Annotated in this window: 17 protein-coding genes; 10 read left to right on the forward strand and 7 right to left on the reverse strand. The window is 62.5% G+C overall.

Annotated features, from left to right (window positions below; all coding sequences use genetic code 11):
- Positions 1 to 26: 26 nt before the first annotated feature.
- The 4 genes from QCE79_RS21885 to QCE79_RS21900 all read right to left on the reverse strand — a co-directional run bounded on the left by QCE79_RS21885 (position 27) and on the right by QCE79_RS21900 (position 5522).
- Positions 27 to 1016 (reverse strand): quinone oxidoreductase, encoded by a 990-nt coding sequence (locus QCE79_RS21885; protein WP_250494333.1) that lies wholly within the window; start codon positions 1014 to 1016, stop codon positions 27 to 29.
- A gap of 35 nt (positions 1017 to 1051) precedes the next feature.
- Positions 1052 to 2044 carry an ABC transporter substrate-binding protein gene (locus QCE79_RS21890; RefSeq protein ID WP_309847897.1) on the reverse strand — a complete coding sequence of 331 codons (993 nt, stop codon included), beginning with the start codon at positions 2042 to 2044 and terminating at the stop codon, positions 1052 to 1054.
- Positions 2045 to 2194: 150 nt separating this feature from the next.
- Complete coding sequence (locus tag QCE79_RS21895) at positions 2195 to 3325, reverse strand: acyltransferase (RefSeq protein WP_250527557.1); 1131 nt, start codon at positions 3323 to 3325, stop codon at positions 2195 to 2197.
- A 172-nt stretch (positions 3326 to 3497) separates the two neighbouring features.
- Positions 3498 to 5522: an acyltransferase family protein gene (locus QCE79_RS21900; RefSeq protein WP_309847900.1), complete on the reverse strand. Its 2025-nt coding sequence runs from the start codon at positions 5520 to 5522 to the stop codon at positions 3498 to 3500.
- Positions 5523 to 6036: 514 nt separating this feature from the next.
- On the opposite strand from QCE79_RS21900, the gene QCE79_RS21905 reads away from it, so the two are divergent.
- On the forward strand, positions 6037 to 6294 hold the full coding sequence (locus QCE79_RS21905) for a hypothetical protein (RefSeq protein WP_244830318.1): 258 nt from the start codon (positions 6037 to 6039) through the stop codon (positions 6292 to 6294).
- 163 nt (positions 6295 to 6457) lie between these two features.
- On the opposite strand, the gene QCE79_RS21910 is transcribed toward QCE79_RS21905, so the two are convergent.
- Entirely contained in the window at positions 6458 to 7309 is an 852-nt protein-coding gene (locus QCE79_RS21910; protein ID WP_250527555.1) for a LysR substrate-binding domain-containing protein, read from the reverse strand.
- Between the two features lie 77 nt (positions 7310 to 7386).
- Here QCE79_RS21910 and QCE79_RS21915 point away from each other — a divergent pair, with 77 nt between their 5' ends.
- From QCE79_RS21915 to QCE79_RS21945, 7 genes are all read left to right on the forward strand, one after another.
- A complete protein-coding gene (locus QCE79_RS21915) occupies positions 7387 to 8316 on the forward strand; it encodes a DMT family transporter (protein WP_309847903.1) in 930 nt (309 codons plus the stop codon).
- Positions 8317 to 8414: 98 nt separating this feature from the next.
- Positions 8415 to 8672, forward strand: coding sequence for a flavin reductase family protein (locus tag QCE79_RS21920; protein WP_250511167.1), 258 nt, complete (start codon positions 8415 to 8417; stop codon positions 8670 to 8672).
- Positions 8673 to 8800: 128 nt separating this feature from the next.
- Complete coding sequence (locus QCE79_RS21925) at positions 8801 to 9031, forward strand: hypothetical protein (RefSeq protein WP_250511166.1); 231 nt, start codon at positions 8801 to 8803, stop codon at positions 9029 to 9031.
- Positions 9032 to 9414: 383 nt separating this feature from the next.
- On the forward strand, positions 9415 to 10728 hold the full coding sequence (locus tag QCE79_RS21930) for an MFS transporter (protein ID WP_309847907.1): 1314 nt from the start codon (positions 9415 to 9417) through the stop codon (positions 10726 to 10728).
- Positions 10729 to 10811: 83 nt separating this feature from the next.
- Positions 10812 to 12500 carry a GMC family oxidoreductase gene (locus QCE79_RS21935; protein ID WP_250468198.1) on the forward strand — a complete coding sequence of 563 codons (1689 nt, stop codon included), beginning with the start codon at positions 10812 to 10814 and terminating at the stop codon, positions 12498 to 12500.
- A gap of 28 nt (positions 12501 to 12528) precedes the next feature.
- Positions 12529 to 13449, forward strand: coding sequence for a TauD/TfdA family dioxygenase (locus QCE79_RS21940; protein ID WP_309847910.1), 921 nt, complete (start codon positions 12529 to 12531; stop codon positions 13447 to 13449).
- 9 nt (positions 13450 to 13458) lie between these two features.
- Positions 13459 to 14880, forward strand: a complete 1422-nt coding sequence (locus QCE79_RS21945; RefSeq protein ID WP_309847912.1) for an aldehyde dehydrogenase family protein — start codon at positions 13459 to 13461, stop codon at positions 14878 to 14880.
- A gap of 71 nt (positions 14881 to 14951) precedes the next feature.
- Here QCE79_RS21945 and QCE79_RS21950 read toward each other — a convergent pair whose 3' ends face one another.
- Both QCE79_RS21950 and QCE79_RS21955 read right to left on the reverse strand, forming a co-directional pair.
- On the reverse strand, positions 14952 to 15317 hold the full coding sequence (locus QCE79_RS21950) for a BON domain-containing protein (protein ID WP_309847914.1): 366 nt from the start codon (positions 15315 to 15317) through the stop codon (positions 14952 to 14954).
- 45 nt (positions 15318 to 15362) lie between these two features.
- Entirely contained in the window at positions 15363 to 16526 is a 1164-nt protein-coding gene (locus QCE79_RS21955; protein ID WP_309847916.1) for a porin, read from the reverse strand.
- A gap of 382 nt (positions 16527 to 16908) precedes the next feature.
- Here QCE79_RS21955 and QCE79_RS21960 point away from each other — a divergent pair, with 382 nt between their 5' ends.
- Together QCE79_RS21960 and QCE79_RS21965 are read left to right on the forward strand one after the other, a co-directional pair.
- Entirely contained in the window at positions 16909 to 17505 is a 597-nt protein-coding gene (locus QCE79_RS21960) for a DUF2889 domain-containing protein (RefSeq protein ID WP_309847918.1), read from the forward strand.
- A gap of 135 nt (positions 17506 to 17640) precedes the next feature.
- Positions 17641 to 20481 carry a LuxR C-terminal-related transcriptional regulator gene (locus QCE79_RS21965; RefSeq protein WP_309847920.1) on the forward strand — a complete coding sequence of 947 codons (2841 nt, stop codon included), beginning with the start codon at positions 17641 to 17643 and terminating at the stop codon, positions 20479 to 20481.
- Positions 20482 to 20592 lie beyond the last annotated feature (111 nt).

The raw sequence follows: 20592 nt of genomic DNA on the forward strand, positions 1-20592 counted from the left end.
TCATGCGATGCCTGTGAGTGAAGCGGTCAACCGATTTCCATGACCGCCTTACCGGACTGACGACGTTCTTCGAGCGCGGCATGCGCCGCCTCGACGTTATCCATCGTGTAGCGCCCGTTGATCTCCACGCGCAACGCGCCTTCGACGATGGCGGCGAAGATGTCGTCGGCGCGTCGCTGCACGGTGGTCGCATCGGCGAGATGGTCGGCCAGGCGCGGGCGCGTGAGAAAGAGCGAACCGGCCTCGCCGAGTTCGTACGGATCGAGGTCACGCATGGGACCGGTGACGGAGCCGTAGTTCACGATGAGTCCGCGCACACGCGCTGCCCGGAAGCTGTCGCGCAGGGTAGTCTTGCCGACCGCGTCGAACACGACGTCGACGCCACGGCCGTTGGTCAACTCGCGGATGCGATCCGCAAAGCCGCCGTTCTCGTAGAGCAGCACGTGATCGGCGCCGCGCGCCTTTGCGATGGCCGCCTTGTCCGGGGTGCTCGTCGTCGCGAATACTTCCACGCCGCGCCGTTTTGCCAACTGCACGAGCAACTGGCCGATGCCGCCCGACGCCGCATGCACGAGGCAAGTCATTCCCGCTTCGAGCCTTGCCACGTCGTCGAGCAGATAGTGCGCGGTCGAACCCTGGAAGATCGACGCAGCCGCGACGTCATAAGCAATCGCGTCCGGAATGCGTGCAAGCCGCGCAGCGGGCACGATCGCATAGTCGGCGTAGGCGCCCCACGAGATGCACCACGCGACTCGGTCGCCCTTGCCGCACGAGGTCACGCCCGCGCCCACGGCAACCACTTCGCCCGCGCCTTCCATGCCGAGCGTGCATGGAATGCTCACGGGATAGGTCCGCGAATCGCGATACTTGCCTTGTCGCGTGTGAACGTCCATGAAGTTGATGCCGGCCGCGACGACGCGCACCAGCACTTCTCCCGCACGCGGCTTCGGAATCTCGATGTCGACGCGCCGCAGCACTTCGGGTCCGCCGTACTCGTGAATTTGAATGGCTCGCATCGGCATGTCTCCGTTGAAATGAAGGTCGCGGCGCGTCAGTGCGCGTCGGCGACGAAACGGTCGGTCCAGGTTCGCGTGAGATCGACGTGACGCGCCGATACCTCGGTATCGATGTCCGCAAGGGTCGCGAGCACGGTCGATGGCGCACCGGCGGGCATCCGGCCTGTCGAGGAGAACGCCGGCTTCATCACGGACAAGGCTTGGCGGTAGATTGCCGGGTCGTTGCCCTTGAGCGATGCCGGCATGGCGGCCTCGATATCGGCCTCGCTGTGTGTGCCGATGAAGCGCAGCGCGTCGAGCAACGCGTGCGCGAGCCGGCCGGTTTCAACCGGATGCGCGTCGATCCAGTCGCGCCGCATGTAAAGACAGGCACCGACGTATGGGCCGCCCAGTTGCCTTTGCGTATCGGCGACACTGCGTAAGTCGACGAGCGGCTTTGCCGCGCCGCGCGACAAGAGGCGCGTGGCGGTGGGCTCCTCGGTCATGACGGCATCGACATCGCCGCTCGAAAGCGCTTTGTCGAAGGCGGCTTCATTGGCCAGCGGAACGATGGTGTAGGCGTCGGGCGCGAGGCCGGCGCGCGTGGCGAGGTAGCGCGTGAGAAAGTAAGTCGATGAACCGAAGCCCGTGACGCCGAGGCGCCGGCCTTTGGCATCGGCCATGTTGCGCATGCCGTTCGTGCCAAGCTCGATGAGTCCGGCCGACTGCCCGAGAACGATGACCGACTGCACGTCCATGCCGCGGCTTTGCAGACCGATGGTGTGATCGTAGAAGCCCACCGCGCCTTCGATTGCGCCCGCGACCAGTTCGGTGGAAGTATCGATGCCGGCCGGCACGGACAGCACGCGCACGTCGAGCCCTTCCCTGCGGAAGTAGCCAAGCCGATCCGCGAGCACGACAGGCAGATAGATGAGCTTGGCCGCGCCGCCGGTCATGAGCCGGATCGGCTGCGCGAGGCTCACCTGAGCCACGCATGACGCGATCAGGAAAATGAGTGCGCGGCCAAGCGGTCCTGCACGACGCGGCATCGAAGTCTCCTTGTTATCTGGGCGCCTGTCGTCGCAGGCGTCGTGATGTCGAGGAGTATAAGAAACCGCGCCCTTCTGAATGCTTTCCGCGAAGCATCTCTTTTCTACGTAGTTTCCCGACGCGCGAACGGTATGCGTTCGCGCGCGGCCTCAAACCGGATGCTGATCCGTTCGCATGCCGAGCTCGGTTACGCTCTCCTGAGTTTTGGAAGAGCGAATAAACCGTTTGGCGAGAAACGCGCGAATCGGCTCTTCCACGAACTTCGTCAGGAGCACCGCGCACACGATGGTAATCGCGCAAGTTGCCAGCATGGGCGCTACCGCATACTGGTTCGCTTTTCCGAAGTACATAAAGACCGCCTGCCCGATCGGATAGTGGATCAGATAAATCGGGTAGGAAATCCAGCCAAGAAAACGCGCGATATTGATATCCACCGCCGATGTGCAACGTACAGTCGATCCGAACGCCACCAGCCACGGCGCGACGCCGAAGATAATGAACATCGGGTAAATCCCGTGCAGCGACATGGGAAAGAAAAACAGAACGAGTACGAGCGTGAATAGAAAGTAAATATTGGCGAACGCGCGAGGTACGATCGCGGTCGCGATTCTCGTGATCGAATCTTTCTTGTTGTAGAGAAATACACCCACCAGGAAACCGAAGGCCACGCGGAAAAATCCGCCGTCGAACCGGCTGCCGGACCAGCCCTGCTCGAAATCGAACAGACCGTGGCCATGCAGGTCGATGGTCGTCAGCGCGCTCGTTGTCAGGAACGCCGCCGCGCTCAAAAGAATCATCTTGAATATCGAGCGCATTTGCAGCCTGACGATCAACACGAACGAAAGGCTGGCCACCATTTCGAAGAAGAGCGACCACGCGGGCGGATTACTGGGGAAAATGGGACCGCCCAGCTCGCCGATATACGGCGCGAGAAACGAGTTATAGAGCGTCGAAGAAATGATGTTCCCCGACGAAAAATTCGTGAGCCCCTCGCGCCCCGCCTCGATGAAAACGGGTAGCCCGATCAGCAGCGAAAATATGAGCATCGGATAGAGCCGGATAATGCGCCTCTTTATATATTCCGCGTTGGTCATGCCGTTCTGCAACCGCGCGCCGTAAGAATGCGCGATGACAAAACCGCTCAGCACGAAAAATAAATCGACCGCTTCATAAGCGTTCCTGAAAAGCATTTCCTGACTGAGGTGGGAAATCATGACCGCGAGCGCGGCCACGCCCCTGAGGCCGTCCAGCGCCTCATATCTATTGTTGGTCTCTGCCATTAATCCCCCGCTGCCTTTTTTGTTAGGTTTGCGCGAATTTGCCAATCGTGAAAATTTTGAAAAGTGCGGTGGAGTACGGTGTCCCGATACTCGTGCAGAACATAATCTTACGATTTTCTAATTTACCGAATCTATTTGTAATTATCCGCAGTCGAGGCTTAGCTCGTCTCTTCTAACGCGTAGCAATGGATTGCGCAAAGGCTTCACGGAACATCGGAACCAGGCGCTTGTTGCCGAATTCGCTCAGGTGATCCGCGTCGTAGTACAGCGGTCTCAGTTGCTGACTCGCCCAGCATCGCCCGTGATCGCAAAGGCGCGGCTTGGGATCGAGAAGTTTGATGCCGCATTGCGCCGCCGCCGCTTCCTGCGCGATCCGCACGACATGGTTACGTCTGTCGTAGTCGTCGAGCGGAATGGACAGGTCGTTGGTGCCCCGCTTGAACATCAACTGACGCGACACGGCTTGCGGCACCTCGAATGGCATCTCCGGCACCGGCTGCACGAGATAGACCGGGTGCGACTTCGCGATCAGACAAGCCGATGCCACAAGATGCTGCGCATACTCCGCGAGGAACGCGGGCGTCGGCGAATCGTACGGGCGCGAGAAATAGACCAGCGGATGGTGACTGAGTGCGCTGCCATCGATCGGACCCAACGCATAGTCCGACGTGCGATTGACGATCAACACGGGGATGGCCGAGTCGATCGATGCCAGCTTGCGCAAGGCCCAAGCGTTGAAGTTGGCGCATTGCTCGTCGGCATCGCGCGAACCCGGGACCGCATGCTCACCGTAGATCGTCGGACAGCCCGAGTAACTCAGCTCCATGATCGAACCGTTGGGCAGTGCTTTCTGGACGGCGCTCACCATTGCATCGGCGTGGCTGTCGCCGAGCACGACCGCCCGAAGTGGACCACTGCCGAACCTACAAGCCGGCGATTTGCCTCCGGACGACGCGAGGCATTTGTCGCGCATCGGGCTGAAATCGAGTTGCTCGTTCGCGGCCATGTCCCACAACTCCGGCACGCGGTTGGGGACATGCTGATATCGCGCGCCAATGGCGACGAGGGTCACGCCTACCATCGCCGTGCCCAGATACAGCAAGCGTGCGGGCTTCGTCGCGCGAGCGAGATATGCGCGCGTCGGCCGTTCGATGAGTTGATAAGACGCCTCGCCAAGCAGCACGGCCGCAACGATACCGCCCGCGATACTCATGGGATCGTGCAGACGATCGGAGTAGACCAGCAACACCGCGAGCGGCCAGTGCCAAAGGTAGAGCGAATACGAACGCGTGCCGAGCCATTGCACGATGCCGTTGCCCGTGAACATGGAGCGCTGTCTCGATGCCGCGATGACCAACGCCGCGCCGAGCACGGGCACGATTGCAAAGCCGCCGGGCCAACTGAGGCTGGAATCGAAGCGCACGACCGCCAGCGCGATCAACGCAAGTCCGACGCCTTCGAGCACACGCGTGAGCGCGGCGGGCAACTTGCGCTGTCCGGCGTAAAGCCAGACCATGCCTCCGGCGAGCATTTCCCACGCGCGGCTTGGCAGGAGATAGAACGCGGCGTCGGGCCAGCGCGACGTGGCATAAATCGACCAACTCAGCGACGCCACGCCTGCAGCGGACAACAGCGCAATGACCCCGGCTCTGCGCCGCCAGCGCCATGCGAATGCGGCTGCGAGCGGCAGCAACAGATAGAACTGCCATTCCACGGACAACGACCACGTGTGCAGGAGCCACTTCTCATGCGACGCCGAATCGAAATAGCCGGAGCGTCTCCAGAAAAGGACATTGGAAACGAACGTGAGCGCGGAGGCCGCGTTGAGCGAGAGCTCCCGATAATCGACATGCACGAGCCAGAACCAACCGACTCCGAGCAAGACTACGCACAACGCGATAAGCGGCGGCACGATACGCACCGCGCGCGACAGATAGTAATCGACCAGCGAGAAGCGGCCGCGCTCAAGCGCCGCGACGACGATTCCAGTCATCAGAAAGCCAGAAATGACGAAGAACACGTCGACACCGGCGAAGCCGCCGGAAAAACCCGGAATGCCGAAGTGAAAGAGGACGACGGGAAGCACTGCCCACGCGCGCAGGCCATTGATGTCGTAGCGGAACGCCGTGCGGACGGCGGATTCCGCGCGCCGTTCGCCAGCAAGGCCCGTCTCGGCGGGCATTCTCGTTGTTTGCATGGATTCGTTTTCTAAGGTCTGGATGGATCGAGGCGCGGTCTAAAGAATTACGGCGCCGCCTCCTTCAGCAATCGTAAGAACAATAACCGGGTTGTTTTGTTGCTTCCGCTGAAAACGATGTCGCTGGGTTCGTTAGCGCACCAGGAGTGTTCGCAACGTGCCAGCGGCACGCGGTTAGATAGGCCGCCAGCAAAGGGCCGAGCGGCGATGCGGTCCAAGTGTTCACCCTGAAAACGAAGAAAGCGTTGAGTTGTTCTCGCGCCACGACATGTTGTTTGTTCGATTATTCGCGGCACGCGGATGACCTCGCCCTGCCGACGTCACGCAAACGTCAATGGTTCGAACAAGAGTGTTAATCTCCCCGACGGTGGCTTGAAAGCATCAAGTCCCGTACTCGTTGACGCACAAGCGTTCGTCTCAATTCGACGCCGGATTTCTCGGCACGCGGATTGCCTTAGACGCTTCCATGCCGCGGGATCTGCTCGCGGCCGACTATCAACATCAAGAGGACAATATGAAGATCGTAACTAAAGGCATTCTTGTCTCGGCACTGACGCTTGGCTTGTCGTGCGGCGCATTCGCGCAAGGGAATGGCGCGGGCGAGCCGGGCAGCAACGGCGCGGGTCGGGGTGGCGTCGGCGTCGGTACGCCCAACGGCGACGGCGAAACCGGCTCGCCTTCGGGCCCGACCGGCAAGCACTCGACGTTTCCCAAGAAGCACTCGAAGGCCAAGAAGAGCAGCAGTACGACGACGAACGCCGCGCCGCAGTAAGGCAATTTAGTCGCGGATTCAATCGCGCATCGAGAATCAGGCGGGCATGCTCCTGTTGGCGCGTGCCCGTTCGCCGCTCAAGCCTCTGCTTTGAGAAGTCGAGCGCATGTCCAAGTACTTGAGGCGAAACCGACAACGCCCAAGCCTCGAAGCCATCCCATTCCTAGAGCCGGAAATTCTCCCGGAGGGTGGCAATGAGCAAGTCGATCGCTTCGCTACCACGGCCGCCGGCATCCCGCATCAAAACCACTTCGTGGTCCACGACGCGCGGCAGCTTGTCCAACACTCTCATCTCTTCGCTCACGCGCGCGCGGTCCAACAGCGTGACCGCAAGCCCGGATTCGACGCATGCCTTGATGGCCTGGCTCGAAGCGCTATCGAGTATTACCCGCCAAGTTCGCCCGGCGCGTTCCAGCGCATCGGTCATCGCTGCACGATACGGGCAAGGCTCGGCATAAAGAGCCAACGGAAGCGGACGGCTCTCGTCCAGCGTGAATGCCGCGCTTCCGACCCATACCGGCGTAGTCACTGTCAGCACCTCAGCGGGCCTGCTTGCCTTGATAGGCTGAACCAATAGCGCCACATCGAGCTTGCCCCGGCCCACCTGGTCACGCAGTTTGAGACTCGGTGCGGTCCTCACTTCGAGCACGACGTTGGGCCACGTTGTCGAAAAGCCGGGGAGAATGTCGCGAATCACATGCGATGCATATTCATCCGGCACACCCAGCACGACCCTCCCCGCCAGCGCTTTCCCATGAAAATCCTGCAAAACACGGTCGTGCGCGTTTAGTAGCTCACTCGTACTGGAAAGTAACCGCTTGCCGAGCACGGTGAGCGTCACCGCCTGATTGTCCCGATCGAGCAAGCGGCCGCCAGCAATCGCTTCGAGGCGCTGAATGTGAATGCTGATCGCGGCCGGGCTCTTGTGCACGAACTCCGCTGCCGAGCGAAATTTGCCGAGTCGCGCTACCGCGTGAAACGTGCGCAACAGTTCGATGTCGAGGACCGCTTCCATGGTGGTTTAACCGAATTGAACGAGATGGTCAGTATATTTTGATTTTCGAATCGTCGTGCACTGTCTACGCTAGGTGCATGACCAAGCTCTCGACACCTTGCCCGACATCCCGCCCGCTCGCAACGCGGCCGCTGCGCTTGCCTTTACCGGCATTGGAAGCGTTGATGATCGTCGCGTGGAGCTCCGGCTTCGTCGGCATGCGCTTTTCCGCCGACTACGCACCAGTTTTCCTCGTGGTGTTATGGCGTTGCGCGGTGGTCTCGCTTTGCCTGCTTCCGTTCGTGGCGCGCGAAATCATGCGCACGCCGCCCGCCGTGTTACTGCGGCACGGCGTGATCGGCTTATTCGCGATGGCGGGCTATATCGCTGGCATCGGAAAGGGCATTGAACTCGGGGTATCGGCGGGACTTTCTGCGCTGATCGCAAACCTTCTGCCTGTCGGTACGGTGGTGATTTCGTCCGTGTTTTTCAGCGAGCGTGGTTCACGCCGGACGTGGCTTGGCATGGCGCTGGGCGTGGCAGGCGTGCTATTCGTCAGTCGCGACGCTTTTACACTTGGTTCTGCTCCTGTGTGGGCGTACGGTTTGCCGGTGGCAGGCATGGCGTCCCTGGCCGTGGCTACGGTGTGGCAGCAACGCGCGTCCGGTCGTCTTGGCTCGCTAAGTCTATTGGCCACCCTTTGGCTCCATTGCAGCGTGACGTGCGTGGTTTTTCTCGGTCTGCAGACTTTTCAAGGAAGCATCGCGCCGGTTGCCACCAAGGGATTCACCGCCAGCGTGCTCTGGACGGCGCTTCTCTCCACGCTTGGCGGATATGGTCTGTACTGGTTATGTCTGAAGCGTTCGTCAGCGGCGAGAGTATCGAGCGTCCTTTTCTTGAGCCCATCGGTCACGCTCGTATGGGCATGGGCCATGTTCGGTGAACCACTTTCCTGGTCGATGCTTGCCGGAACCGTCGTGGCGGCGACAGGGATCGTCTTGATGACGCGAACGCCTGTGCCGAGTTGACGGTCGACATTTCACATGACGCTGAAACATGCCGCAGTCGACTGTCGCAAAATGACTTGAGCATCATCTGCTTGTCCCTTGACCCGAAGGAGGACACGATGGCTCAACGCATCTTCCAGACGATCGAACCGAAGATTCTTTACTTCGGCACACCGGTCGCTCTGATCAGCTCGCTCAACGAGGACGGCACGACCAATCTCGCGCCGATGTCGTCGTTCTGGGCGCTCGGCTGGACGCTCATGCTCGGCTTGCTGGACGAGACAAAGACGGCTGAAAATCTCGAACGGCATGCGGAATGTGTGATCAATCTTCCGTCGCCGGAAATGTGGAAGCAGGTCGAAAACTCGCGCCTCTGACTGGAAAGAACCCCGTCCCCGAGTTGAAGAAAAAGCAATTTCGCTTCGAGAAGTGCAAGTTCGAGGAAGCGGGGTTCACTCAGCTCGCCAGTGATTGCGTGAAGCCTTATCGCGTTGCCGAGTGTCCCATGCATCTGGAGGCTCGCGTGCGTCACATTCACCGAATGGGCGGCGAGAAACTTCAAGCGCTTGGCGGTGGCGTCGCCGCAGAAGTCGAGATCGTGCGCGTGCATGCAGACGAAGCCTTCGTCAAGAACATGCACCATATCGACGCCAAAAAATGGTCACCGCTGGTCTATAACTTCCGCCACTACTTCAGACTCGCCGATCACGAACTCGGAAAGACGTTCAGAGCGTGAGGGTCGAGCAAGGAACTCAGCCGCGTATCCGAACGACGAGACCGCAGACTGATACTTTCTTGCATACACGCCAGCCATTGGCCGCTCTTTGAAGATTCGCGGAGGACACCGGTGCAAGGTCACGTCCTTTTGCAGAAGCCGCAAACCCACGCGCGGCCTTCTGCCCCCTGCTCATCCCCGGCCATCAACAAGGTTTTCCCTCCCCTACCTGTTCCGGGTGGGTTGCCTCCCACTCCTAGGTATTACCGTGACGTTACGAGACCGTCATTGGCCTGCCGCCGCATGCGGCGAGGCCAGAAAAATACCAAGGAGACAACAATGCAACCCAGGTTCCTCGCGGCCGCTTCAGGCGCCGGCGACAGCGTCTTCCGGCGGGACTGAGCATGATGTCTCCGCCCGAATTCCAGTCGCGCCCGGCATGGACCATGACCGTCATGCTGACGGCCCTCTCCCTCATCAATTTTCTCGACAAGATCGTGCTGGGTCTGGTGGCCGTGCCGCTGACGGCGGAACTTCATCTGTCGCCGCAGCAGTACGGCCTCGTCGCCGGCAGCTTCTTCTGGCTGTTTTCGGCTTCGACCGTCGTCGTCGGCTTTCTCTCCAACCGCATTGCGACGCGCTGGATTTTGCTCGCCATGGGGCTGGCCTGGGCGGTGCTGCAAGTGCCGCAGGCGCTGACCACGAGCGCACTCGGGCTGCTGGCTTGCCGGGTGATTTTGGGCGCGGCGGAAGGACCGTCGTTTCCGGTCTCCGTGCACGCGCTGTACAAATGGTTTCCCGATCGCAGACGCAATCTGCCGGTGGCTGTAATCAATCAGGGAGCCGCCGCTGGCATGTTGCTGGCCGGCATGCTGATTCCGCTCGTGACGAAGCAATGGGGCTGGCGCATGAACTTCGTGCTGCTCGGCGCAATAGGCATGATCTGGTGCGTGCTCTGGCTATGCTTCGGCCGCGAAGGACCGATCGACGAGCGACGATCAGCACGCGGCAACCAGCGTACCGCTAGTCAATCCGCGCTTGCCTCGTCGCAACGGCTTTCGTATCGCCGCATCCTGACGGACCGTTCGGTCCTCTCGGTGTTCGCGCTCGGCTTCACGGCCTACTGGACACTCGGACTCAGCCTGACCTGGCTGCCCACTTATCTCGAGAAAGGGCTTGGTTTCTCCGGCGTCGAGGCAGGCCGCTGCTTCGCGGCAGTGGTCGCCACGGCGGCGCCCGTGAACCTTGGCCTCAGCTGGATCTCGCAGCGCATGCTGGCAGGCGGCGCATCGAGCCGCCGGGCGCGGGTGCATCCAATCTGCCTGAGCGCCATGGCCGGCGCGCTGGTGTTCGTCTTGCTGATCCTGCTGAATGCGCCGCCCATTCAGAAAGTCGCGCTGCTAGCCATCGCCTGCGCGCTGCCGACACTGAGCTTCACGCTCGCGCCCGCCCTGCTCGCGGAGATAGTGCCGGACAGTCAACGCGGTGCGCTGGTCGCGATCCACACCGCGCTCGCAAGTCTCGGCGCCGCCATTGCACCGGCGGTGATGGGGCGGATCGTGCAGACCCACGGCGGCGGCACTAGCCATGCGTATGAACTCGGCTTCGTCGTGAGTGCCGTTTTGCTGCTTGCCGCCGCGCTCGCCGCGCTGCGCTGGCTTCGTCCCGAGCAGTCCGTGAAGACGTTGCAGCACGTGGCCGCCCGCGCCCCCGCCTGATGGACCTTGCCCCGAGGCCTCCCCACTGCCTTCCGGCGAACAAGCAGCGAAACACCGTGCTCATCTGAACCGCAAACCGAGCCATGAATAGACCTGAGAGAAACCAGCAGCCCGATACGAGCGCTGCGGAGTATGACTACATCGTCGTGGGCGCGGGATCGGCCGGTTGTGCGGTGGCGGCCAGACTGGCCGAAGATCCGTCGGTGAGCGTCGCGCTTCTCGAAGCCGGTCCCCATGACCACCACCTGAGCGTATGGGCGCCTATCGGCCTTGCGGTCACGGTGCGCAAGCACGGTCCGCGCAACTACGCCTACTACTCCGAGAAGCAGCCCGGTCTCGGCGGTCGCCCCTCCTTCCAGCCGCGTGGCCGGGGACTCGGCGGCAGTTCGTCGATCAACGGCATGGTGTACATCCGCGGGCACCGCTGCGACTACGACGCGTGGGCAAAGCTCGGCTGCACCGGCTGGAGCTACGACGACGTACTGCCCTATTTCCGTCGCAGCGAATGCAACCAGCGCTTCCTCGACGACAGCGGCGATCCCTGGCACGGCGGCACCGGCCCTCTGCACGTCAGCGACCTGCGCACGCCCAATCCGTTCTCCCGGCGTTTCGTCGCGGCCGCGCTGCAAGCCGGCTATCGCCCAAACGACGATTTCAACGGCGCGGAGCAGGAAGGCGCAGGGCTCTACCAGGTCACGCAATGGAATGGCGAACGGTGGAATGCCGCGCGCGCGTATCTGCATCGTGGCGACAAGCGCGACCCGAGCTTCAGCGGAGGTCGGCCGAATCTTGCCGTGCTCACCGACGCCCATGCGCTTCGTCTCGTCTTCAAGGGCAAGCGTGCAAGTGGCATTCACGTCGTGCGCGCGGGCGTCGAGCAAACCTTGCGGGCCCGCCGCGAGATCGTGCTCGCTTGCGGCGCGTTCAATTCGCCACAACTGCTGATGGCCTCCGGCATTGGTCCGGCCCAACATCTACGCAGCGTAGGCATCGACGTGATTCACGACCTGCCCGGCGTCGGCGAAAACCTGCAGGACCATCTCGACGTCATCGTCAACAAGCAGGTGAGGTCGACGGACCTCTATGGCTATTCAGCCGGCGGCTTCCTGCGTCTCATGTCCGAGATCGTGCGATACCGGCGCAACCGCACGGGCATGGTCAGCTCCAACTTCGCCGAAGCGGGTGCGTTCGTCAAGACGCGTCACGACCTTGCCGTGCCCGACGTGCAACTGGCCTTCGTGCTGGCGCTGCTCGGCGATCGCAACAAAAACAAGCGCTCGAAGCTCGGACACGGCTATTCCTGTCATGCATACGTCCTGCGGCCCGAGAGCCGCGGTCATGTTCGTCTGCGCACGGCCGACATGCGCGATGCTCCGTCGATCGACCCGCGCTTTCTCTCCGCCGAAGCGGACATGGACGCGCTCGTTGCGGGCGTCAAAATCGTGCGCCGCATCTATGCGCAACCCGCTCTGGCCGATGCAGGCGGCAAAGAAATGCTCACCGACGACTTCGGACCCGACGGCTCGAACGAAGACGCGATCCGTGCGTTCGTGCGCAGTCAGGCCGACAGCGTCTATCACCCGGTCGGCACCTGCAAGATGGGCATCGACACGCAGGCGGTCGTCGATCCAAGCCTGCGGGTGCGCGGCATCGACGGTCTGCGCGTGGCGGACGCGTCGATCATGCCGACGCTCATCGGCGGCAACACGAACGCGCCGGCCATCATGATCGGCGAAAAGGCGGCGGACTTGATCCGCGCCGCAAACAGATAGATTCGGACAGCTTCAAATGGAGCATCACATGCAAGCAATCGAAACCGCACCCGCGTTCAACACGAAGCACGCCGTACCCGAGAGATGGCCCTTCGCGGTGGAGCGTCACACGCCGACGATCGGCGCGACGATCGAAGGCGTCGACCTGCGCGATCCGCTCGACGACGACACCTGTCTCGCCTTGCGCCGCGCGCTGCTCGAATACAAGGTCCTGTTTTTCCGCGATCAGGACATCACGCCGGCCCAACATGTGGCGCTGGCGCGGCGCTTCGGCGAACTGGAGATCCACCCGGCGTTTCCGCATCACCCGGAGCATCCCGAATTGGTGATCCTCGGGCGCAACGAAACGCGCCGTGGACGCGAAAACATCTACCACTCGGATGTATCGTGGCGTGACATTCCGTCCATGGGTTCGATGCTGCGCTGCGTGCAATGCCCGGATGTGGGCGGCGACACGATCTGGATCAACATGGTCGCGGCCTATGCGAACCTTCCCGAGGAGATCAAGGCACGCATCGCTCATCTCGAAGCCGTCCACGACATTCTGCCGCTGTTCGGCACGGCGTTGCCGAAGGACCAGCATCCCGTCATGCGCCAGAAGTTTCCGCCGGTCACGCATCCGGTGGTGCGCGTGCACCCGGAAACCGGCGAGAAGGTTCTCTACGTCAATGAGGCCTTTACCACGCATCTATCGAACTACGGGCACGTGACGGCTCAGGCTTATCGCGTCGGCTTCGACTACAAGCTCGCCGAGATGGATCTGCTGCAATACCTGTTCCGTCAAGCTCAGGCGCCCGAATACCAGGTTCGTCTGAAGTGGAGGCCCAACACGATCGCCTTCTGGGACAACCGCGCCTGTCAGCACTACGCTGTGCAGGACTACTTCCCCGCGCCGCGCCATATGATGCGCGCCACGGTAATCGGCGACCGTCCGGTCGGCATAGCCTGAGGAGACGGCATGACAATATTGAACACGTTCTACATCGGCGGCGCGTGGGTCGAACCGTGCGCCGGCAGCACGCTGATGGATATCGTCGATCCCGTCACCGAGGAATTAACCGGCAAGCTCGCGATGGGCACGGCAGCCGATGCCGACCGCGCCGTGGCCGCGGCACGCGCTGCGTTCCCGGCGTGGTCAGCGACGAGCCGCGAGGAACGCATCGCCTTGCTCGAACGGGTGATCGAAAGGTATCGCGCCCGTCTCGACGATCTTGCCGACGCCGTGCGCCGCGAGATCGGCGCGCCCATCGCACTGTGCAAGCACTTGCAGGCGCCGATCGGCCTCGCGCAGCTTCAGGCGGCGCTGGAAACCCTGCGTCATTTCGAGTTCGAGACGAATCACGGCAAGAGCGATGTACGCCGCGAAGCGATCGGCGTTGCCGCACTCATCACCCCGTGGAACTGGCCTCTGAACCAGATCACCGCCAAGGTCGCGCCTGCGCTCGCGGCGGGCTGCACCATCGTGTTGAAGCCTTCCGAGATCGCCCCGTTCGACGCCGTCATTTTCGCGGAAATCATGCATGAAGCGGGCGCGCCGGCAGGCGTCTTCAACATGATCTTCGGCGAAGGACGGGTCGTGGGCGAGCATTTGTCCGCGCATCGCGACGTGGACATGGTGTCGATCACCGGTTCGACGCGCGCCGGCATCGAAGTCGCCATGAGCGCCGCGCCGACAGTCAAGCGAGTCGCTCAGGAGCTTGGCGGCAAGTCGCCGCTCCTGATCCTCGACGACGCCGACCTCAAGGCCGCAGTGACGAGCGGCGTCGCACAATGCATGGCCAACTCGGGGCAGACGTGTGTCGCGCCCACCCGCATGCTGGTGCCGCGCGACCGTTACGAAGAGGCCGTGACGATTGCCGCCGCCGTTGCCAACGCAGTGACGGTTGGCGACCCGGCCGATCCGGCCACGAAGATGGGACCGATCTCCAACCGCGCCCAGTATGACAAAGTGCAGCGAATGATTCGCACCGGGCTCGAAGAAGGCGCGCGGCTCGCGGCGGGCGGCGTGGGCCGGCCGGAAGGCATCTCGCGAGGTTTCTATGCGCGCCCCACCGTCTTTGCCGATGTTCACAACGGCATGAAGATCGCGCGTGAAGAGATTTTCGGCCCTGTGCTGGTGGTGATCGCCTACGACGATGAGGAAGAAGCCATCGCTATCGCCAACGACACGGACTTCGGGCTTGCGGGTTATATCGCCACCGGCGATGCACAACGGGCCCGGCGCATCGCAACGCGGCTGCGCGTGGGATCGGTGCGGATCAATGGCGCCATGATGGACATCACCGTGCCCTTCGGCGGCTATAAAACTTCCGGCAACGGGCGCGAATGCGGAGCGGAAGGGCTGGCCGAGTTTCTGGAATGCAAGTCGGTCACTGCCTGACGGAACACGTGAATCGGTGAAAAGAAAGGCCTGCAGCACGAGGCCCTTCTCATGGCGCCGCCAAAGCGCCCTCAGATCGTGGACAGGGTCAGCGCGTTCTTCACTGACTTCACGCCCTCCACGCCTTCGGCCACTTGAGTGGCCAGTCCGATCTGCGCCTCTTCCGGTACGGTACCTTCCAGTATCACCGCCCCTTCCGACGCGCGAACCGTGATGCTGGCAACCCGCAGCCCCCGAGTTTTGCTGAGTGCGCGGAGCACGCTCTTTTGCAACGCCCGGTCGGCCGCCTTGCTGGCTGCTTTGCTTGCCTTCGCATCCGATGCCGGCACGGAGGACGCGGCATAACTACTCTGAGCGTGCGCACCGGAAGACCCGCCTATGGAAGCCGCCAGCATGAAAGCAGCGCCGACGAGCCGCATCGCTTTAATCGATTGCATCAGGATTTCCTTTCTCTCTTTGGTTGTCGTGAACGAACCCCATCGTCAGAAACGATGTGTCATGCCAACGAGTCCCAGAACCTGTTTCGAGCCGCTGACGACTCCCGCCACGCCGGGCCAGCTCATGTTTGCGCTGCCGTTGTTCTTCACGTACCCGGCGCGCATATAAAAACTGGTGCGCTTCGAAATGTTGTGGTCGACGCCGACCTCGACACCGAGGCTATTGTCGTGAACGCCGCGCACGACGCGTTGAATGCCCGCAAGTTCGACGGTATCGAAAGGCGTGGCCTGAATCGTCGCGCCCAGCTCCATGATGCTGTACGAATGCACCAGAGTCCCGAGCGGCAGACTCACTGCGGGCGTCACTGTTACCAGCGCGCCATCTGGCACATCCTTGGGGCGGTTGTAGGAATAGTTGAACTGGAAGTTCACGATGCCCAGCCGATACGCCAGCGCCCCGGTGAAATGTTCGGTCGCCATCAACGGGAACGATGTCAAGAGGGAAGGCGCGGCAGGCACCAGCGGCGCGGTCTCGTTCGAGCCGTGCTGATACTGATAGCCGACGCCCGCGTAAAAGCCGTAACCGGAATAGCTCGCGGCCAGGTCGAGCATGTTGCCTGAAGTGACGGTCACTGGCTGGGTCGTGGCAGACGCCAGCGCGTACATCGCATAGAGGTGAACGCCGCTCAGGTCCGGCGAGAGATAAACGATCGAACTGCTGGTTCGCCCGGACACGTACTGGGTCGCGAGAGTGGCGCGATCGGTGGCGCCGGCGAGATCGGCTGCGGCCAGCGGCGACAACGCTTCGTTGCCGCGGAACGGGTCCGTGAAATACACCGCCCAGAAGCTGGGCTGATATTGACGCCCGAAGCTCAACTGGCCGTAGGTGTCGTGCTTCAATCCTACCCAGGACTGCCGGTAGAACATGGCGGTGCTGTCGGCGAAGTAAGTGCCGTTATTCGTGTTGTACCCGCTCTCGACATCGAACACCGCCTTCAGCCCGTTGCCGAGGTCTTCCGAACCCTTCAGGCCGACCAGCGAACCTGTCGACCCGCCGCTTCGCTCGGCATATGAATGCCGTCCACCGTTATCCAGATACTGTACGAACACGTCCGCGACGCCGTACAGGGTCACGCTCGACTGCGCGGAAGCCGCCCCGGCGGCGAGCATCAAAACAGCCCCGAATACAGGTCTGATCCTGAAACGCATGCATGTCTCCCTTTGTCGTTCTGAATCCGGTGAACATGAGCAATGCCAAGGTGTGTCGACCGTGGCCAGCCAACACGCATCGAGCCGATGCCGCGGATCGCCACGTCGGCGCGCGGGCCCAAGATCGACGTCTCTGTTGTCGCGAGTCAATATTGCGGGGACCGCCAGACGGAACCACTACCCGAACCGAGGGGGGACGGGAATACCCCGAGCGAGGCAAGGGCGAGCGGCACTCGACGCCTACCCGAAAGAGGGGGCGGCAAAAGCGCGCCGCGCCGTTACGCTCGACAGAACCGGTCATTAGCGTGCCGATGCTCCCGGGCATTGGTTCTTGCATGACCCATGCGTTGATCTGCTGCACTTATCCTTGAGCGAGGTGGCAATGTCCGCGATCCGATCCATGCCCGTCACGCGGCGGCCTGTGCATACCCGACGCATCGAGTGTGCGGGTTATGAAAGAAGCGACGGCCTGTTCGATATTGAAGGCCACATGATCGACACCAAGGCCGACGACGCCAATCTGATCTTCAAGGTCGTGCCGGCCGGCTCGCCAATTCACGACATGCGTATCGTCGTGACCGTCGACAGCAGGCTCGTGATCCATCGCATAGAGGCTCGCACCGAGGCCGCGCCAAGCCGCTATTGCGCGGAGATCAACGCGGCCTACGCGTGCCTCGCGGGCGTGGCAATCGGCGCGGGATTCATGAAGGAAGTAAGACGCCGCCTTGCCGGGACAAGCGGTTGCACGCATCTGAGCGAACTGCTCGGGCCAATTGCGACGACCGCTATCCAGACGCTCATAGGCTTGCGCGCCAGCGGAAAGGTCCGTCAAGAGCAGTCCGACCAAGCCGACATGCCAATGCTCGATACCTGCCATGCGTGGCGCGCGGACGGCGAGGTCGTGCGTTTCGTCTCCCGGCGCAAGCGCGAGCGCGAAGCTTCTCGGATTGCTCCTTCACGCGCCGGTAAAACATCGTAGTAGCACGATCTCGACCGCCCCGCCCCGGCGTGAAAATCCGCCACTAGCGCTGCGCTACAATAAGCCGGTCATCATTTTGTCTTCTGGCGGGCGCCGCTCAGGCGCCTAACCGGAACGCGCAAGGCGCAGGTCAGCATGCCGCAGAATTCTCCTTTCGAGGACCGTCCGCTCTCGCGCCGCCTGCAAAACGGCAGGATCGAACCCAACACCGAATCCCGTCTGGTCGCACCGCGCGGCGCCGCACGCATCGTTGCGCGCGAGCGCTTGCTCGCCCGGTTGCTCGACGCGCGCCGCAGTCGTTGCGTGATTCTTCAAGGTCCCGCCGGTCGCGGCAAAACGAGTGTCGTGATTGCGTGGCGCGAGGCCTTGCTGTCGCTCAGTTTCGACATCGCGTGGCTCACCCTCGCACCGGAAGACAACGACCTCGCCCACTTTTTCGATTGCCTCGTCGCCAGCCTCGCGCACGTCGACCCCGCCATCTCCCGCGAAGCCGGGCTGCTGGGCGGTCGTGGACTGGATGACGAAGCCGTCGAACGCACCGTCATCGCGCTCGTGCGCGGCATCGCCGGTCATCCCGGAGACGTCGTGCTGGTGCTCGACGACCTGCATCATCTCGCCAACGCACGCAGTCACGAAGCGTTGCAATGGCTCCTCGATTACGCGCCGCCCAACCTTCACCTCGTGCTCGTTTCGCGTGGCAGCGTGCCACTCTCGCTTGGCCGGACGCGCGACGAGGGACTCGTGCTCGAACTGGACATGCGCGATCTTCGCTTCACCGCTGCGGAATCCGAACAATTCCTGAGAGAGCAGCTCGGTGAAATCAATCCGCGAGATGCCCGCTACACGCATGAGCAGACGGATGGCTGGGTCGCCGGCCTGCAACTGTGCGCGATGCGCTTGAAAAAGAGAAAACCAGGCGCGGCGGATATCGCCGGGGCCGATCTCTCGACGCACGGTAGGCTTCAGGACGCGCGCGGCCTTACCGAGTACTTCGAGCGGGAAGTGTTGTCGCGCCTTGCGCTCCCCGAGGTCGAGTTGTTGATACGAATTTCCGCCTGCACGCTGTTTTGCGCGCCGCTGTGTATTGCGTTGCTTGGAGACGAACAGACAGCGGGCGAAGTGCGCGTGCGGCTGGCGAGACTTGAAAGCGACAACCTCTTCATTGCGCCGATCGAAAGCGCGGGCAGCGAAACGTGGTATCGGCTCAACCCGCTCTTTCGCGAGACCCTGCTGGAACGCTTTCAGGCGCGCAGCGAAGTGCATCGACGTGCCGTGCATCGGGCGGCATGGACCTGGTTTCGCGATCACGATCATCCCGACGAGGCGGTGCGCCACGCATTGCTCGCAGGCGAAGCGGCCGCCGCGGCCGATCTCGTCCAGTGCGTTGCCCGCACCATGCAGGTCGCCGGGAAACTGCGCAAGCTCGTCGGGCTCATGCGGCTGCTCCCATGCGTCGAGGTTCAAGCTCGCATCGGTCTGCGGCTCCTGATGGCGCATCTGCATCTGTATGCGCGCGAATTCGGCGCCTGCGCGGCGGCCATCGCGCGACTGCACGACGACATTCCTTTCGCCGACACTCAATCGCGCTACCGCCTGGCTCTTTTGCGCACGGCGCTTGCCGTGCAACGCGACGACCCCGACGCCGCCGCCTCGATGTTGCCGCAACTGCTGGACATTCCCGCCGACGCGGACAGTCTCGCGACGGGCGCGCGCACCAACCTGCTCTCGTGGATCCACATGCGCCACGGCGCGTACGAAGAGGCGCGGCGCGTGCAGACGCAGTCGGCGCAACTGCTCTTCGAAGGCGCACCGCTTTCCGGCACGCCAGCGGGCGCATTGAACGGCCGCTGCATGATCGGATTCAGCCATGCGCTGGAAGGCAGGTTCGTGCAGGTCGAGCGCATTGCCCGCGACGTACTCTGCAAGGCCGACAGACTCGGCAGTGCGGCCGCCGAAGCCGCATGTTTCGCCGCCGCGTTGCTGGCCGAAGCGCTCTACGAGTTCGGCGAACCCGGCGCCGCGCGCAAGCTGCTTGAAGAGCGTATCGACGTGCTGGAGCGTGTCTCCATCCCCGACTCCGTGCTGCGCGTGTTCACCGTGCTTTCGGCGGTGCACTGGACGACCGGGCATCGGCTGAACGCGTTCGCATACCTCGAACGGCTTGAACGATACGCGACGCAACACGGCCTCGTGCGGCTCGTCGCTCATGCCGTGGCAGAACAGACGCGGCGTCATCTGTCATGCGGACAGTTCGACGCGGCGCAAGCGGGACTGACCCGCCTCGACACGATGGCCGCGCAAAGCGACGCCGCCCCTTCCACGACCGTCGCGGAGATTCGGGCGATGGCGGCACGCGGGCAGATCGACTGGTGCATGGCGCACGAAGACTGGGAAAGCGCGGCACTGCGTCTGCAATCGCTCATTCCGTTTTACGAAGCGCACGGCTGGCAGCGGCACGTTGCCTGTCTGCAAATGCAGTCGGCATTGGTCGATGAGCGGCGCGGCCGACCGGACGCGGCGCGCGTGGCCGTGCTGGCCGCATTGCGGCGCGGACACCGGCTCGGTCTCATACGCAGTTTGCTCGATACAGACCCCGGCGCCCTCGATCTCATCACTCATGTCGAGCAGAGTGAACCGCACGATCCCGTGCTTTCCTTTTACGTGGACCGATTGCATGCCGCGCAACAAGGCGCGCCGCGCAGCGGTGCCAAGCCGGCCGCGCGGCTCAACAACGCGGGCGGGAGCATCGACACGTTGAGCGAACGCGAAACGCGCGTGGTCGGATTGCTGGCGCACGCGCTGCCGAATAAGAAAATCGCGCGCACGCTCGGCATTTCGCCCGAAACCGTCAAGTGGCATCTGAAGAACATCTACGGGAAGCTCGGCGTGGCAAGCCGCGACGAAGCAGTCGCCCGCGTGCGCGATCTCGAACTGAGCAACGCGACGCTGGGCAGCGCCGCCAGTGGAGCAGGCTGACGAGCCCTGACTCGTTCTTGCGCAGCCACGCCACCCGCCTTGGGTGGTTCCGTCGCAGCCGCAACGCACTATCCTTCGATTCAAGGGGTAGTGCGTAATCATTGCGCACAC

It is taken from the genome of Caballeronia sp. LZ003 (genome assembly GCF_031451465.1).
Taxonomy (GTDB): Bacteria; Pseudomonadota; Gammaproteobacteria; order Burkholderiales; family Burkholderiaceae; genus Caballeronia.